Source organism: Streptomyces sp. RLB3-17 (genome assembly GCF_007113425.2).
GTDB lineage: Bacteria > Actinomycetota > Actinomycetes > Streptomycetales > Streptomycetaceae > Streptomyces > Streptomyces mirabilis_D.
On sequence record NZ_CP041610.2, the window covers coordinates 5,221,690 to 5,237,336 of the forward strand.

General features: G+C 72.7%; 13 protein-coding genes. 8 read left to right on the forward strand and 5 right to left on the reverse strand.

Annotated features, from left to right (window positions below; all coding sequences use genetic code 11):
- Positions 1-181 precede the first annotated feature (181 nt).
- The 3 genes from FNV62_RS23695 (at position 182) to FNV62_RS23705 (ending at position 4,008) form a co-directional block, all read left to right on the forward strand.
- A complete protein-coding gene (locus tag FNV62_RS23695; RefSeq protein ID WP_097285175.1) occupies positions 182-3,139 on the forward strand; it encodes an AfsR/SARP family transcriptional regulator in 2,958 nt (985 codons plus the stop codon).
- A 216-nt stretch (positions 3,140-3,355) separates the two neighbouring features.
- Positions 3,356-3,535: a hypothetical protein gene (locus tag FNV62_RS23700; RefSeq protein ID WP_054234399.1), complete on the forward strand. Its 180-nt coding sequence runs from the start codon at positions 3,356-3,358 to the stop codon at positions 3,533-3,535.
- A 110-nt stretch (positions 3,536-3,645) separates the two neighbouring features.
- Positions 3,646-4,008 carry a hypothetical protein gene (locus tag FNV62_RS23705; protein WP_060899100.1) on the forward strand — a complete coding sequence of 121 codons (363 nt, stop codon included), beginning with the start codon at positions 3,646-3,648 and terminating at the stop codon, positions 4,006-4,008.
- A 52-nt stretch (positions 4,009-4,060) separates the two neighbouring features.
- Here FNV62_RS23705 and FNV62_RS23710 read toward each other — a convergent pair whose 3' ends face one another.
- Positions 4,061-5,656 (reverse strand): FadD3 family acyl-CoA ligase, encoded by a 1,596-nt coding sequence (locus FNV62_RS23710; RefSeq protein ID WP_144315629.1) that lies wholly within the window; start codon positions 5,654-5,656, stop codon positions 4,061-4,063.
- A 102-nt stretch (positions 5,657-5,758) separates the two neighbouring features.
- Here FNV62_RS23710 and FNV62_RS23715 point away from each other — a divergent pair, with 102 nt between their 5' ends.
- From FNV62_RS23715 to FNV62_RS23725, 3 genes are read left to right on the forward strand one after another with little or no spacing between them, the layout of a single operon-like run.
- Complete coding sequence (locus tag FNV62_RS23715; RefSeq protein ID WP_143608411.1) at positions 5,759-6,907, forward strand: lipid-transfer protein; 1,149 nt, start codon at positions 5,759-5,761, stop codon at positions 6,905-6,907.
- A gap of 9 nt (positions 6,908-6,916) precedes the next feature.
- Positions 6,917-7,348, forward strand: coding sequence for a Zn-ribbon domain-containing OB-fold protein (locus FNV62_RS23720; RefSeq protein ID WP_143627039.1), 432 nt, complete (start codon positions 6,917-6,919; stop codon positions 7,346-7,348).
- Positions 7,345-8,127 (forward strand): enoyl-CoA hydratase/isomerase family protein, encoded by a 783-nt coding sequence (locus tag FNV62_RS23725; protein WP_143627041.1) that lies wholly within the window; start codon positions 7,345-7,347, stop codon positions 8,125-8,127. Before FNV62_RS23720 ends, FNV62_RS23725 begins: the two co-directional genes overlap by 4 nt.
- Positions 8,128-8,283: 156 nt before the next feature.
- On the opposite strand, the gene FNV62_RS23730 is transcribed toward FNV62_RS23725, so the two are convergent.
- Both FNV62_RS23730 and FNV62_RS23735 read right to left on the reverse strand, forming a co-directional pair.
- Positions 8,284-10,611 (reverse strand): serine/threonine-protein kinase, encoded by a 2,328-nt coding sequence (locus FNV62_RS23730; protein ID WP_054234404.1) that lies wholly within the window; start codon positions 10,609-10,611, stop codon positions 8,284-8,286.
- 160 nt (positions 10,612-10,771) lie between these two features.
- Positions 10,772-11,524: a VOC family protein gene (locus FNV62_RS23735; RefSeq protein WP_054234405.1), complete on the reverse strand. Its 753-nt coding sequence runs from the start codon at positions 11,522-11,524 to the stop codon at positions 10,772-10,774.
- 167 nt (positions 11,525-11,691) lie between these two features.
- Between FNV62_RS23735 and FNV62_RS23740 the strand changes: the two genes are divergently transcribed.
- Positions 11,692-12,327 (forward strand): TetR family transcriptional regulator, encoded by a 636-nt coding sequence (locus FNV62_RS23740; RefSeq protein ID WP_054234406.1) that lies wholly within the window; start codon positions 11,692-11,694, stop codon positions 12,325-12,327.
- An 83-nt stretch (positions 12,328-12,410) separates the two neighbouring features.
- Here the strand turns inward: FNV62_RS23740 and FNV62_RS23745 are convergent, their stop codons facing one another.
- Together FNV62_RS23745 and FNV62_RS23750 are read right to left on the reverse strand one after the other, a co-directional pair.
- Positions 12,411-12,905 (reverse strand): nitroreductase family deazaflavin-dependent oxidoreductase, encoded by a 495-nt coding sequence (locus tag FNV62_RS23745; RefSeq protein ID WP_097285181.1) that lies wholly within the window; start codon positions 12,903-12,905, stop codon positions 12,411-12,413.
- Positions 12,905-14,095, reverse strand: coding sequence for an acyl-CoA dehydrogenase family protein (locus tag FNV62_RS23750; RefSeq protein WP_143602030.1), 1,191 nt, complete (start codon positions 14,093-14,095; stop codon positions 12,905-12,907). Before FNV62_RS23750 ends, FNV62_RS23745 begins: the two co-directional genes overlap by 1 nt.
- A gap of 114 nt (positions 14,096-14,209) precedes the next feature.
- Between FNV62_RS23750 and FNV62_RS23755 the strand changes: the two genes are divergently transcribed.
- Positions 14,210-15,376, forward strand: a complete 1,167-nt coding sequence (locus tag FNV62_RS23755) for a thiolase C-terminal domain-containing protein (RefSeq protein WP_143627043.1) — start codon at positions 14,210-14,212, stop codon at positions 15,374-15,376.
- Positions 15,377-15,647: the final 271 nt, after the last annotated feature.

Below are 15,647 nucleotides of genomic sequence, written 5' to 3' on the forward strand. Positions count from 1 at the left end.
CTGCACGCCTCTGGAATGGGCGGCTCTGTGCGGAGATGTGCGCAGTGGTTGTGAGAGCCCTGTGATTCCCCGTGCCTGTACGGTGTGCGGGCCTGTGATCGCTGTCTCGCACGGCTGACGCATCCGCCATGAACAAGGCAAACTGGCCTCGTAGTACTGACGGTTCGGCAGGGGGACGGCGATGGACGGTGTACCGCGAGTGCCGGAGCAGCGACGTGCCGGGGAATCGGCGGCGTTGCGCTTCAGCGTGCTCGGCCCGGTGCGCGCCTGGCGCGGCGAGGATTCCTTGCCCACGGGGTCCCCGCAGCAACGCGCCCTGCTGGCCGCGCTGCTGCTGCGGGAGGGCCGGACGGCCACGTCCGGCGAGCTGATCGACGCGCTGTGGGGCGAGGAGTCCCCGCCCCAGGCGCTGGCCGCCGTGCGGACGTACGCCTCCCGGCTCCGCAAGGCCCTGGACCCCGGCGTCCTGATCAGCGAGTCCGGCGGCTACGCGATCCGGCTGGCCGCGAGCGACAGCTCCCTCGACCTCGCCGAGGCCCAGGAACTCGCCGCCGACGCCGAGAAGGCCAAGCACTCCGGCGACCTGTGCTCCGCCCGCGACCTGCTGAACCGGGCGCTGGGCCTGTGGGACGGGGAGCCGCTGGCGAGCGTGCCCGGACCGTACGCGGAGACCCAGCGGGCCCGACTGGAGGAGTGGCGTCTCCAACTCCTCGAATCCCGCCTCGACATGGACCTGGAGCAGGGCTGCCACGCGGAGGCGGTCTCCGAACTCACCGCCCTGACCGCGGCGCACCCGCTGCGCGAGCGGCTGCGCGAACTGCTGATGCTCGCCCTGTACCGCAGCGGGCGGCAGGCCGAGGCGCTCGCCGTGTACGCCGACACGCGCCGCCTCCTCGCCGACGAGCTCGGGGTGGACCCGCGCCCGGGCCTGAAGGAGCTCCAGCAGCGGATCCTCCAGGCCGACCCGGGCCTCGCGGAACCCTCGGCCCCGGCGGCCGAGCCCATCGCCGCACCGGTCCGCCCGGCCCAACTCCCGGCCACCGTGACGGACTTCACCGGACGCGCCTCCTTCGTCCAGGAACTGAGCGACGTCCTGGCCTCCGCCTCCTCCGCCGAGGGTGAGGGCCAGGTCATGGCCGTCTCGGCGCTCGCGGGCATCGGCGGCGTCGGCAAGACGACCCTCGCCGTGCACGTGGCCCACCAGGCGCGCGCGGCGTTCCCCGACGGGCAGCTGTACGTCGACCTGCAGGGTGCGGGGCAGCGGGCGGCGGAGCCGGAGACGGTCCTCGGCGCGTTCCTGCGTGCCCTGGGCACGGCGGACTCCTCCATCCCCGACTCCCTGGAGGAGCGCTCGGCGCTCTACCGCTCGGTCCTGGACGGCCGCCGGGTCCTGGTCCTCCTGGACAACGCCCGCGACGCGGCCCAGGTCCGCCCGCTCCTGCCCGGCACGGAGGGCTGCGCGGCCCTGGTCACGTCCCGGGTGCGGATGGTGGACCTGGCGGGCGCCCACCTGGTCGACCTCGACGTGATGTCCCCGGAGGAGGCCCTCCAGCTCTTCACGAAGATCGTCGGCGAGGAGCGGGTGGCGTCGGAGCGCGAGGCGGCCCTCGACGTCGTCGCGGCCTGCGGCTTCCTTCCCCTCGCCATCCGCATCGCGGCCTCCCGGCTGGCCGCCCGCCGCACCTGGACCGTCTCGGTCCTGGCGGCGAAGCTCGGCGACGAGCGCCGCCGCCTGGACGAGCTGCAGGCCGGCGACCTCGCGGTCAAGGCCACCTTCGAACTCGGCTACGGCCAGCTGGAGCCGGCCCAGGCCCGCGCCTTCCGTCTGCTGGGCCTGGCCGACGGTCCCGACATCTCCCTGGCCGCCGCGGCCGCCGTCCTCGACCTCCCGATCGAGGACACCGAGGACCTCCTCGAATCCCTCGTCGACACCTCCCTCCTGGAATCCGCCGCCCCCGGCCGCTACCGCTACCACGACCTCGTACGCCTCTACGCCCGCGCCTGCGCGGAACGAGACGAACAGCCCCCGAGCGAGCGGGACGCGGCGATGTCGCGGTTGCTGGACTTCTACTTGGCCACGGCCGCCGGGGTGTACGCGATCGAACGGCCCGGGGACCGTTTGGTGGACCACCTGGAGCCGACGGAGCACCCGGGGCTGGTGTTCGAGGACCGCCACCGGGCGCAGGACTGGCTGTACTCGGAGGCGATCTCCCTGCTCGCCTGCGTCCGCCAGTCCACCAAGGAGGGATTCCTCCGCCGCACCGTCGACGCGCTGTGGGCCTCCGTGGACCTGGCGGAGTCCGGCACGAACTCCAAGACGTACGAGGGGGTCGCCGCCGCTCTGCGGGAAGCGGCCCAGGAGGCCGGGGACTCGCACGCGGAAGCACGGGCCCTGGTCGCCCTGGCCTACGTCCACCACATCACCGGACGCTTCGACCCCGCCCGCGAGGCAGCCGCGCAGGCCCTCGAACTGGCCGCCGAGACGGATCACCTGACGAGTTGCTGGGCCTCCAACACCCTCGGCGTGATCGCGCTCTACCAGAACCACTACGACGACGGCGAAGCGCACCTCACCCGGGCGATCGAGAGCTTCCGGGCCTGCCACGACCGCCCCGGCGAGGCGAGCGCGCTGTGCAACCTCTCCCGTATCCACCTCGCCGCCGGGCGTACCAGCAGTGCCGTGTCCCTGGCACAGCAGGGCACCGACATGTACGACGACATGGGCCATGCCCTGAAGGGCGCCAACGGGCGCTACGCGCTCGGCCTGGCGCTCACCCAGAGCGGCCGCCTTCCCGAGGCCACCGCACGCCTGAGCGAGGCGCTCACGGTCTTCCGCAACAGCCGCCAGCGCCTCTGGGAGGGGATGTCCCTGTTCCGCCTCGCGGAGGCCGACCTCGCGGCCCAGCGCCCGGCTCAGGCGGCGGCGAACGCCGAGATGGCCCTGACGGTCCTGCGGGGCATCGGTGGCGAGTGGCGCAGGGGCAACGTCCTCATCGTGCTCGGCCAGGCCCTGAACGGTATCGGCCACTCCGGCCGGGCCCAGGTCTGCTGGCGCGAATCCCTCGACATCTTCGAGACGTTGGGGGCACCCGAGGCCGCCACGGTCAGGGCGCTCCTCAACCCGCTCGCCGTCGCGTAATCCCCTGCCACAGGACTCACGCCTGGACGTTCATCATTCGTTTATCGCCGCCCGGCACTCTCAACGAGTCGATCCGTCGCGTCGGGGGGCAGACGGGGCGACCTGAGGCCGTAGCACTAGGGTAGCGGCCCCGAGATGCCCGTCCGGCGGCCCACGGGGGAGCTGCCGGGCGGGCCGCTCCATCCATTGCACCGAGACTGTCAGGGGGACAGCCACATGAGCGACACCAACAGCACCGACAACATCCACGCCACGGGCGAGCCGGTCGGCGAAGCCACCACGGACAACATCCACGCCACCAGCGAGCCCCTCACCACCAAGAACCTGATCACCAAGGACGACGGCACCGGCGACGCGACTCCGGACAACATCCACGCCACGGACGAGCCGGTCTAAGTCCCGCCGGGGGGGCGGACTTACACCACACGGGGATCGGCCGCGGCGGCGCGGAGGGGGAGCCGCCGCGGCCGATGTGCGTCCAGGGCCGGATTCACCGGGGGAGGATCATGATGACCGCACAGCACGCGCAGCCCGGCGGGCCCGGCATCACACGGCCCGAGCGGACGCCGGCCGCCCTCCGGTGTGCTCTGGCGCAGGTCGCGCCCCACCGGCTCGCCGAGATGGAGCGCGACAAGGACGAGGCGATCGCGCTCGCCGCGGCCACGGACCGCCTCGGGCCGATCGTCCAGTTCCTCGAGACGTGGGCCGTCGCGGTGGAGATCGCCAGGAACCCGGCGCTGGCAGCGCGATTGCGCGCTGCCGAGCACGCGGCTCGGACCACCGACCGGAACGCCCCCGTCTGGCGTGCCGCCATGGACGAGATCCACGCCGTCCACGCCGTCGCCCGGCAGTCCCTCGTCCGGGAATGACCCGCGCGGCCCTCGTCCCTGTCGGATCACGCCTGGGCAGGCGGCCCGAGCCTCACCGTCCCCGCAGCTCCCCCTTCACCACCTTCCCGCTCGCGTTCCGCGGGAGTTCCCGTACGAATTCCACCGCCCGCGGGACCTTGTAGTTCGCCATCTCGCGGCGGGACCAGGCGATGAGGTCGTCGGAGGTGAGGACGGAACCCTCCCGCCGTACGACATACGCCTTGCCGACCTCGCCCAGGCGGTCGTCCGGTACGCCGATGACCGCCACGTCCGCGATGTCGGGGTGGAGGCCGAGGAGCTGTTCTATCTCGGCGGGGTAGGCGTTGAAGCCGCCGACGATGAACATGTCCTTGATGCGGTCGGTGATGCGGAGGTTGCCCGCCGGGTCCAGGACGCCCACGTCGCCGGTGCGCAGCCAGCCGTCCGGGGTGAGGACGCGGGCGGTCTCCTCGGCGTCCTCGAAGTAGCCCCGCATCACGTTGAAGCCGCGGACCAGCACCTCACCCGGGGTACCCGTGGGCGCCTCCACGCGTACCTCCACGCCCGGGATGGCCCGGCCCGAGGTCGACGCGATCACCGACGACGGGTCGCCCCGGCGGCACATCGTCACGAATCCGCTGGCCTCCGAGAGGCCGTACGCGGTCAGGACCGTCTCCACGCCCAGTTCGGTGCGCAGGCGTTCCACCAGGCGGAGGGGGACCACGGCCGCTCCCGTGACCACCAGACGCAGCGTCGACAGGTCGTACGACGCCCGCGCCGGGTGGTCGAGGAGGGACTGATGGAGGGTCGGCGGGCCCGGCAGGACCGTGACCCGCTCGGACGCGATGTTCGCCAGCACCGTGTCCACGTCGAACACCGGCTGCGGGATCATCGTCGCGCCCCGCATCAGACAGGCGAGCACCCCGGCCTTGTAGCCGAAGGTGTGGAAGAAGGGGTTCACGATCAGGTAGCGGTCCTCCCGGCGCAGACCGGCCAGCTCGCACCACACCTCGTACGCCCGCAGGCTCTGCTCGTGCGTGATCACCGCGCCCTTGGGCCGGCCCGTCGTGCCCGAGGTGAAGACGATGTCCGACGGCGCCGATCCCGGCACGGCCGCCGCCCGTTCCCGCACCTCCGCCGCCCCGACACCCTCCCCGTCCGCCAGGAAGTCCTTCCAGGTGCGGAAGTCGGCGGGGGCGTCGTCCGCCAGTACCACCACCTGTTCGAGGTGCGGGAGTCCGGGGAGGGGGCCGTCGCCGACGCCCTCCTCCTCCGCGCTCACCCCCGCAGCCCGTCGCAGCGACGCCACGTACGACGTCCCCAGGAACGTCCCCGTCACGAACAGCAGCCGCGCGCGGCTTCGGGACAGCACGTACGCCGCCTCGGTGCCCTTGAAGCGGGTGTTGAGCGGGACGAGCACCGCGCCCGCCGACACCGCACCGAGGGCGGAGACGATCCAGTCCAGGGTGTTCGGCGCCCAGATGGCGACCCGGTCGCCGAGCCGCACGCCGTTCGCGAGGCAGGCGGCCGCCGCACGTTCGACGCGGGCGCCCAACTCGGCGTAGGAGATCCGCGTACGGCCCTCGATGACGGCCTCGCGGTCCGCGAAGCGCGTCGCCGCCGACCGCATCAGCCCCGGGATGCTGCCCCATTCCAGGTCTCCGCGCATCTCACGCCTCCCGTAGCCACGAACCCACTAGCTGACTACCCGTCAGATTAGCTGTAGCCTGACGGCCTGTCAGCAGTCGGGCCCTTCCGTGGAGGTGCACCCATGCCGGGGATCAAGGACGCCACCGCCGTCGTCGGCATCGGTCAGACCCCCTTCGCCAAGCAACTCCCCGAGTCCGAGAAGACCTTGGCCTGCCGAGCGATCCTCGCCGCCCTCGACGACGCCGGAATCGCGCCCTCCGAAGTCGACGGCCTCGCCTCCTACACCATGGAGGAGACCGACGAGGTGGAGGTCGCCAAGGCGGTCGGCCTCGGCGATCTCACCTTCTTCAGCAAGGTGGGCTACGGCGGCGGCGGCTCCTGCGCCACCGTCGCGCACCTCGCCGCCGCCGTCGCCACCGGCCAGGCGACGGTGGGCGTGGCCTGGCGGTCGCGCAAGCGCGGCAGCGGGCCCAGGCCGTGGAAGAACACCACCGTCCAGCTCCCCACGCCCGCCCAGTGGACCCGCCCCTTCGGGCTGCTCAGACCGGCCGACGAGATAGGCATGCTGGCCCGCCGCTACATGCACGAGTACGGCGCCACCCGCGACCACCTCTTCAACGTCGCCCTCGCCTGCCGCAACCGCGCCAACCAGAACCCCGCCGCGATGATGTACGAGCGCCCGCTGACCCGCGAGATGTACATGACCTCCCGCTGGATCAGCGAACCCCTCTGCCTCTTCGACAACTGCCTGGAGACGGACGGCGCGTTGGCGTGCGTGATCGTGTCCGCGGAGCGCGCCCGGGACTGCCGGCAGCGCCCCGTCTACGTCCACTCCGCCGCCCAGGGCCTGCCCGCCCAGCACCACGGCATGGTCAACTACTGGAACGACGACCCGCTCACCGGGCCCGCCTGGACCGCCGCCCGGCATCTGTGGAAACACGCCGACTTCACCCCGGACGACGTCGACGTGGCCCAGATCTACGACGCCTTCACCCCCCTGATCCCGCTCTCCCTGGAGGGCTACGGCTTCTGCGGACGCGGCGAGGGCGCGGCCTACACGGAGGGCGGCGCCCTGGAGATCGGGGGCCGGCTGCCCCTCAACACCGGCGGGGGCGGGCTCAGCGAGGCGTACGTCCACGGCTTCAACCTCATCAACGAGGGCGTGAAGCAGTTGCGCGGCACGAGCACCGCCCAGGTCCCCGGGGCCGCCACCTGCCTGGTCACGGCGGGGGAGGGCGTCCCCACCTCCGCGATCCTGCTGAGGAACTGAGGAGCCGAGATGACCGAGCCCCTTCTCACCCCCGTCCTCGACGACGACGGCGCGCCCTTCTGGGGGTACGCCGCCCAGGGCGAGCTACGGATCCAGGCGTGCGCCGACTGCGGCGAGCTGCGCTTCCCGCCCCGCCCCTGCTGTCCCCACTGCCGGTCCTTCGGCAGCGAGTGGCGGCGGATGAGCGGACTGGGCCGCGTCTGGTCGTACGTCGTCCCGCACCCGCCGCTGCTCCCGGCGTACGCGGCCGTGGCCCCGTACAACGCGATCGTCGTCGAACTCGCCGAGGCCCCGCACATCCGCCTGGTCGGCAACCTGGTCACGGCGCCGGGCGCCCCGCTCGACTCCTTCCCCCCGGACCGGATCCGGATCGGAGCGCGGGTACGGGTGGTGTTCGGCGGGGAGGGGCTGCCGCAGTGGGTTCTGGACGGCCGGTCGTGAACAGCGGCGCGCTGCGGATCGCGGCCGACAAGGACACGGGCGTCGCGGTCCTCACCCTGAACCGCCCGGAGAAACTGAACGCCATCGACGAGGCCCTGGCGTCCGAACTCTCCGCCGCCTGGCGGGCGTTGCGCTTCGACGACTCGGTACGGGCCGTCGTCCTCACGGGCGCGGGCGAACGGGCCTTCTCCACCGGCCTCGACCGCACCACCGAAACCCCCCAGCCCACCTCCCCCTACATGGTCGACGACCCGCTCCTGCGCATCGGCCCGAAGGCCAACGACCTGTGGAAACCGGTCGTCGCGGCCGTGCGGGGGATGGCGTGCGGAGGGGCCTTCTACCTCCTCGGGGAGGCGGAGTTCGTCGTCGCCGACGAGACCGCCACCTTCTTCGACCCGCACACGACGTACGGCATGGTCAGCGCGTACGAGTCCGTGTACGCGGCGCACCGGATGCCGTACGGGGAGGCGGCGCGGATGGCACTCATGGGGAACGCCGAACGGATGTCCGCGCGGCGGGCGTACGACATCGGATGGGTGTCCGAACTCACCCCGCCCGGCGGTGCGTTGGAGGCCGCAGTCCGTTGCGCCACGGTGATCGCCGGCTACCCCTCCGAGGGGGTGCAGGGCACCGTCCGCGCCCTGTGGGCGGCCCACGAGGCCGCCCGCGCCCACGCTTTCGCCCAGGCGCCGCACCTCATCGCCCTGGGCAACCTGCCCCCGGCCCGACAGACGGAACTGTTCTCCGCACGACAGCCGAACGGATTCCGGGTGCGGTGATTCGTCTGCGGGGCGGTGGGGGCTTGGCGCGCAGTTCCCCGCGCCCCTGAGGGGCGGGGCTGCGCCCCGGCCCCCGCATCAGGTGCTTTTAGGGGCGCGGGGAACTGCGCGACCAGCCCCCACCGCCCCGCAGTCGAAGAACAGGCCCGGTCACCTCTACGTCGTGCGGGCCGTGCCCGTCCCCTTCTCCGCGTCCAGCGCGTACACGCACCGGTCCTTGCTGCACGCGTACACCACCCCGTCCTTGACCACCGGCGCACCGGTGATCTCCCCACCCGTCGCCAGCTTCCACCGAAGCCGCCCGTCGTCCGCCTTCAGGGTGTAGAGGAGATGGTCCGTGGAGCCGAAGTGGATGCGGCCCTCGGCGACCGCGGGCGCGCCCACGAGGTCGCCCCCGGCCTGGAAGCGCCACTTCGGGGTGCCGGTGACCGCGTCGAGGGTGTACAACCCCTTGCCGCTGCCGACGTGGACGTGGCCGGCCGCGACCAGGACGGGATCGATCGAGGAGCGGGCCTCGGTCGCGATGCGCCAGCGGTCGCGACCGTCCGTCGCGTCGAGGGCGTACACCGTGCCGAGGTAGTCGGCCAGGTAGACGCCGCCTCCCGTGACCGCGGGGCCCGGCACGAAGGTCGGCGGCGAGAGGAAGACCGCGGGGGCCTCGAAGTGCCAGCGCACGTGCCCGCCGGCGACGTCGACGGCGAGGACGCGGGTGCCCGCGGAGATGTAGACGTAGCCGTCGGGGGCGGAGGTGATCCGTACGGGTACGCCCCCGCACGACGCCGCGTCGCCGATCGGGTACGACCACCGCTCCTCACCCGTACGGGCCTCCAGGGCACGCAGCCGGGCGTCCTTCCAGACGTACACCGTGCCGTCGTGGACGGCGGGCCCGGCCTCCGGGGACTCGAAGTCGGTCTGGGCGCCGGTGATCTCCCAGAGTTTCTGGCCGTTGGAGGCCTCCCAGGCCTGGACGCCGCCCCCGCGCGTACCGGTGATGACGGTCCCGCGGTCGGCCTTCAGGGAGTACACCCAGGCGTCCGTGGACAGTCGCCACAGGTCCGCGCCCTCCCGCGCGTTCAGGGCGAAGAGGGTGGGGCCGTCGGAGGCGTGGATACGGCCGTCCGCGACCGCCATGGACCAGGCCACGTCCCGCGTCTTGAAGCGGCGGCGGCCGGTCGCGACGTCCAGGGCGTGGACCTCGAAGGAGGTGACGTAGACGAGGTCGCCCGCGACGGAGGGCGTACCCCATACGTCGTTCGACATACGGAAGCGCCAGGGCCGCCAGCCGGACGGGGAGTCCGGGGCGGGCGGCGGAGCGACCGCCGGCGCGGGGTCGGCGCCGTTGACACCGACGCGCGGGCGGGACCAGGAGGCGGCGAGTCCCGCCTCCGGAGGAGGTGCCTTCACGGCGGCGGCACGGGCGTCGGCGACGCGCGGCCCGGGGCCGATGGGCACCTGGCCGCCCGCGAGCCGCACGGGACCCGTGTCGGGCGCCCCGACGGGCAAGGGAGCGTGCGAGGGGGGTGGGGGCAGGGCGGGGCCGCGTCCGCCCCCGCTGCGACCGCCGGAGGACTGCGGCTTCACCGGCGGACGGCCCCCGCGGCGCGACTCGATCAGGCCCACCGCCCGCTCGGGCAGCCACGCCGACGCCGTACCGCTGTCGTCGGAGCCGGAGCCGAAGAGGTGGGGTGCCAACTGGGCCTGGAGGTCAGCGGGGTTGGGACGGCCGGTCGCCTCCATCTGCATGCAGGACTCGATGAGGGGGCGCAGCTCGTCCGGGAGGCCCTCCAGGTCGGGGCCTTCCCGCAGCAGCATGAAGACCGTCTCGACGGGGTTGGCGCCGTGGAAGGGCGCGTGCCCGGTGGCGGCGAACACCAGCATCGAGCCGAGCGAGAAGACATCGCTCGCGCCCGTCACGCTGCGCGAGTCCTTCGCCTGTTCGGGGGACATGTAGGCCGGGGTGCCGACGGCGACGTTCGTCATCGTCAAACGGGTGTTCGAAACACCGGAGGCGATACCGAAGTCGATGACCCGCGGCCCGTCCTCCACCACCAGCACGTTCGAGGGCTTCAGGTCGCGGTGGACGAGCCCGGCGCCGTGGATCGACTGGAGCGCCTCAGCGACGCCCGCCGCCAGCCAGCGCACCGCCTGGGCCGGGAGCGGCCCGCACTCGTTCACTATTTCCTCGAGGGAGGGCGCGGGAACGTACGCGGTGGCCAGCCACGGCACGGCCGCGCGCGGGTCGGCGTCGACCACGGCCGCCGTGTAGAAGCCGGAGACCGCTCGCGCGGCCTCCACCTCACGAGTGAAGCGGACCCGGAACAGCTGGTCCTCGGCGAGCTCGGTCCTGACCGTCTTGATCGCCACGCGCCGGCCCGAAGCCGAGCGCGCGAGATAGACCAGCCCCATGCCGCCGGCACCCAGCCGTCCCAGCACCTCGAACGGCCCGATCCGCCGCGGATCGTGCTGTGTCAGCTGATCCACCACTTGCCTGCCACCTCCCCGTACGAGCCACGTCATCCACGTATGAACGCAGCCCCGTGCAGCGTCTCACCACCGCACCGCCATGGCGGCACGCACCCCGATTCTTCCTGTCCGCGCCACAGGTTGCGAACCCGGGGGCGAAACGGGGTGTCTCGGGACAAAATCACCGGCCCCGTACCTGGAGTACGGCGAACGACGCCCCTTGATTGTCCGTGACGACGGCCGCCCTTCCGTACGAGGTGTCGAAAGGGGGTGCCTGGACGCGTCCGCCGAGCCGGTTCACCGTACCGAGAACCGCGTCGACGTCCTCCACTCCGAAGTGGACGAGGAAGTGCGGCGGCATCTCGGCCGGGAAGACGCCAGAGACCGGGGCGCGGCCGAAGTCGGGCGAGGCGTCGGGGCCGAACAGGGCTTCGTGGAACAGGGTGCCGTAGAAACGGTCGACGGTTTCCGGGTCCCGCGCGTACAGCTCTGCCCAGCAGAAGGAGCCCGGCTCGTGCCGCTCGCCGAAACCGGGATGGGTGCCCGCCTGCCACAGGCCGAAGACCCCACCCTCGGGGTCGGTCGCGAGGGCGGTCGTACCGTAGGGGCCCAGCCGGGTGGGCGCGGTGATCACCCGCCCGCCCGCCGCCTGGATCCGGGCCGCGAGCGCGGCGGCGTCCGGGGTCGCGAAGGACACCGTCCACACGGTGGGCATCCGGCCGTCCCGCTTGGGTGTGAGGGCGGCGACGGGCTCCCCGTGATGGCGTGCCCACACGCCCTCCAAGTGCGGCTCGAACCCCTCCCCGAAGGTCCAGCCGAACAGCTCACCGTAGAAACGCCTGCCCGCCTCCACATCGGGAAGCTGCGCGTCGACCCAACAGGGGACGCCCTCCGGGTAGGCGTGCGTTGCGTCGGACGCCCGGGATACGGCCATGCGGCCAAGTTAACGGCCTTTCATCCACTCCGCGCGACGGCCCGGACACTCCCGGACATCGCCCAGGGCCCCCCACTCGCCGCCCGCACTCCCCCACGCACCCCATTTGCAGTCGGCCGAATCGCGCTCCGATCACCCCTCGGTAAGCTGACGGCATGACAGGACAAGTGCGTACCGTCGACGGCCGCGTGGCCGGACGGCGAGGGCAGGCGACCAGGCAGAAACTGCTCGACTGCCTCAGTGAAATGCTCAGCTCGTCGCCGTATCGGGACGTCAAAGTCATCGATGTCGCCCGGAAGGCGGGGACGTCGCCGGCGACTTTCTACCAGTACTTTCCGGACGTCGAAGGCGCCGTTCTGGAGATCGCCGAGCAAATGGCCGCGGAGGGCGCCGGGTTGACCCAGCTCCTCGAAGGACGCTCCTGGGTCGGCAAGGCCGGCTGGGCGACCGCGCAGGAACTCGTGGACGGTTTCCTGGAGTTCTGGCGGAAGAACGAGGCGATCCTGCGCGTGGTCGACCTGGGCGCCGCCGAGGGCGACAAACGCTTCTACAAGATCCGCATGAAGATCCTCAACTCGGTGAACAACTCCCTCGCGGACTCGGTCTCCGAGCTCCAGTCCAAGGGCAAGGTCGACAAGGACGTGAACCCCGCGGCGATCGCCGGTTCCCTCGTCGCGATGCTCGCCGCGGTGGCCTCGCACCAGAAGGGCTTCCAGACCTGGGGCGTCAAGCAGGCCGAACTCAAGCCGAACCTGGCGCTGTTGGTGCACCTCGGGGTGACCGGGAAGAAACCGACCAAGTAGCGCGACCGCATCTCTTGGGGCCCCCTTCGGCCCACATCCTGTCATGCAGGCGGCAGTCCACTCGTGGACTGCCGCCTGCTGCGCTATGTGCCGCGGCGCACGATGCGAAACAGTCTGATCTCCCGGTCGATCCGCGCCTGGTACGTGGCGTACGGCGGCCAGAACGCCAGCACCGCCTTCCACGCCGCGTCCCGCTCCTCCCCCTCCAGCAGACGGGCCCTCACGGGGATGTCCTCGCCCTGCCAGCTGATGACGGCGTCCGGATGGGCGAGAAGGTTGGCGGTCCAGGCCGGATGATCGGGGCGCCCGAAGTTGGACCCGACGAGAATCCAGCCGCCCTCCCCCTCCGGCATACAGGCCAGTGGCGTACGCCGCTCCAGCCCGCTGCGGGCGCCCCGCACCGTCAGCACGATCCCCGGCAGCAGCTGCGCGCTGAGCAGCACCCTGCCGCGCGTCAGCCGGTGCACCGCGCGGTCCATGGCCGGGACGAGGTGCGGGGCGATCCGGGCGAAGGCCCGAGTCGAGGACACCTTCTGCACACTCCGCACGACGAGTCGCGACCGGATTCCGGGCGCCATCAGACCGCCACCTCCGCGCCGTCGAAGAGCCGCGCCGCGTCGGCGGCGTACGCCCGCAGCCGGTGCACGGGCCCGAAGAGCAGTTCGTCGCCGGCCGCGCGCTTGAAGTACAGCTGGGCCTCGTGCTCCCAGGTGAAGCCGATGCCGCCGTGCAGCTGGATCGCCTCGGCGGCGGCCGTACGCAGCGCCTCCAGGCCCTGGGCGAGCGCGAGCCCGCCGACCCGCTCGCCTCCGGCGCCCGCCGCCCAGGCGGCGTAGTACGCGGCGGACCGCGCCGCCTGCACCCGCACGTACACGTCCGCGAGCCGGTGCTTCACCGCCTGGAAGGACCCGATCGCCCGCCCGAACTGCTCCCGCTGCCGCACATGGGCGATGGTCCGCTCCAGCGCCCGGTCGGCGGCACCGACGGCTTCGACGGCGAGCACGGCGGCGGCGCCGTCCCCGACGGAGGCGAGCGCGCCGAGCACGTCGCCGTCCTCCTCACCGAGCAACTCGGCCCGCACCTGGCGCAGTTGCACCCGCCCCTGCGCCCGCGTCTCGTCCAACGACGTCTGCCGCATCCGTACGAGCCCCTGGGCGCCCTCCGTCACCAGGAAGATCCGCGTCCGGGCCCGGGCGAACCCCCCGGTGTGCGCGGCGACCAGCAGGAGCCCGGCGCTGTGCCCGTCGAGGACGCGTTCCACCTCTCCGTAGAGGCGCCAGCCGCCCTCCTCGCCCGGCCGGGCCTGTACGCCCCCGGCCCGGCCGCCGCCCGCCCAGTCCCCGCCGTTGTCGCCGACCAGACCGAGCGCGGTGGGGAGCCCGGCGCCCGGTACCGCGAGGGCGGCGGTCAGCTCGCCTGCCGCGATCCTGGGCAGCAGCCCGGCACGCTGGGCGTCGGTGCCGAGGGCGAGGATCAGCGGGGCCGCGAGGGCGGCCGTGGCGAGCAGCGGCGAGGGCGCGAGGACCCGCCCCGACTCCTCGCAGGCGAGGGCGAGATCGGCGAACGAACAGCCGACCCCGCCGTACGCCGTGGGCAGGGCGAGCCCCGGCAGCCCGAGCTGCTGCGCGAGGGTCTCCCAGAGCCCGGCGTCGTGTCCGACCCCGGTGCGCACGGCCGACCGCACCTCCTCCGGACCGCAGCGCTTGAGCAGGAGTTCCCGCAGGGTGCGGCGGATCTCGTCCTGTTCGGCGGTGAAACGGGCGTCCATGGCCAGGCCCTTTCTCCCGATCTGACGGCCCGTCACATTAGCGCCGTGCGGTGCGGATGCCCAGAGCCACGACGACCTCCCGCGCGCCGCCGGATCTGATGTACCGTCAGATTCATGACTCCGGGGAAGCGCAAGGTCGCCGTGGTGGGTGTCTCCCTCTCGGACTGCGGTCGCGTGGACGACGCGACGCCCTACGCCCTGCACGCCCAGGCCGCCAGGCGCGCGCTGGCGGACGCGGGGATGGACCGCTCGCTGGTCGACGGGTTCGCGTCGGCCGGCCTCGGCACGCTGCCGCCGGTCGAGGTGGCCGAGTACCTGGGCCTGCGCCCCACCTGGGTCGACTCCACCGCCGTCGGCGGCTCCACCTGGGAGGTCATGGCGGCGCACGCGACGGACGCGATCGCGGCGGGGCACGCCGAGGCCGTCCTCCTCGTCTACGGCTCGACCGCCCGCGCCGACATCAAGGCGGGCCGCCGCACCGGCAACCTCTCCTTCGGCGCCCGGGGCCCCCTCCAGTTCGAGGTCCCCTACGGCCACACGCTCATCGCCAAGTACGCGATGGCCGCGCGCCGCCACATGCACACGTACGGCACGACACTCGAACAGCTCGCCTCGGTGGCCGTCCAGGCGCGGGCGAACGCGGCGCTGAACCCGGAGGCGATGTTCCGCACCCCGATCACCACCGACGACGTCCTGTCCGGCCCGATGATCGCCGACCCCTTCACCAAGCTGCACTGCTGTCTGCGCTCCGACGGCGGCGCGGCGGTGCTGCTGGCGGCCGAGGAGTACGTACGGGACTGTCGTACGGCCCCGGTGTGGATCCTCGGCACCGGCGAGCACGTCTCGCACACGACGATGTCCGAGTGGCCGGACTTCACCGTCTCCCCCGCCGCGGTGAGCGGACGTCTCGCCTTCGAGCGGGCGGGGGTGCGGCCCGACGAGATCGACGTGGCCGAGCTCTACGACGCCTTCACGTACATGACCCTCGTGACCCTGGAGGACCTGGGCTTCTGCGCGAAGGGCGAGGGCGGTCAGTTCGTGGAGAAGGGGCGCCTGACGGTGGGCGGAGAGCTGCCGGTGAACACGGACGGGGGTGGACTCTCGGCCCAGCATCCGGGGATGCGGGGCCTGTTCCTCCTGGTGGAGGCAGTGCGGCAACTGCGCGGGGAGGCCGGGGAACGCCAGGTCAGGAGGACGGGCGGACGCCTTCCCGAGCTGGCGGTGGCCTCCGGGACGGGCGGGTGGTTCTGCTCGTCGGGGACGGTGGTGCTGGGACGGTAGGGGCCGGTGGTGCTCGGACCGTCGGCCCCGTCGGGGCTGGGGAGGTAGGGGCCGGGCAGCGGTTCAGCGTACGGCCCAGCGGCGTCTGGCCCGACGCAGGGCGCGGGCGTCGGAGTAGCCGAGGAGACCGGTCTTGCCCCCGGAGGGTGCGGCCGGGTGCAGACGGAGCCGCGCGAACTGCGAACGTGGTGGACCTGCGCGGTGCGCGCTGCCGCAGGCTGACCTCCACGGCTCCGATCTGCCGTCCGGTCGCCCAGCGGAAACCCACGGC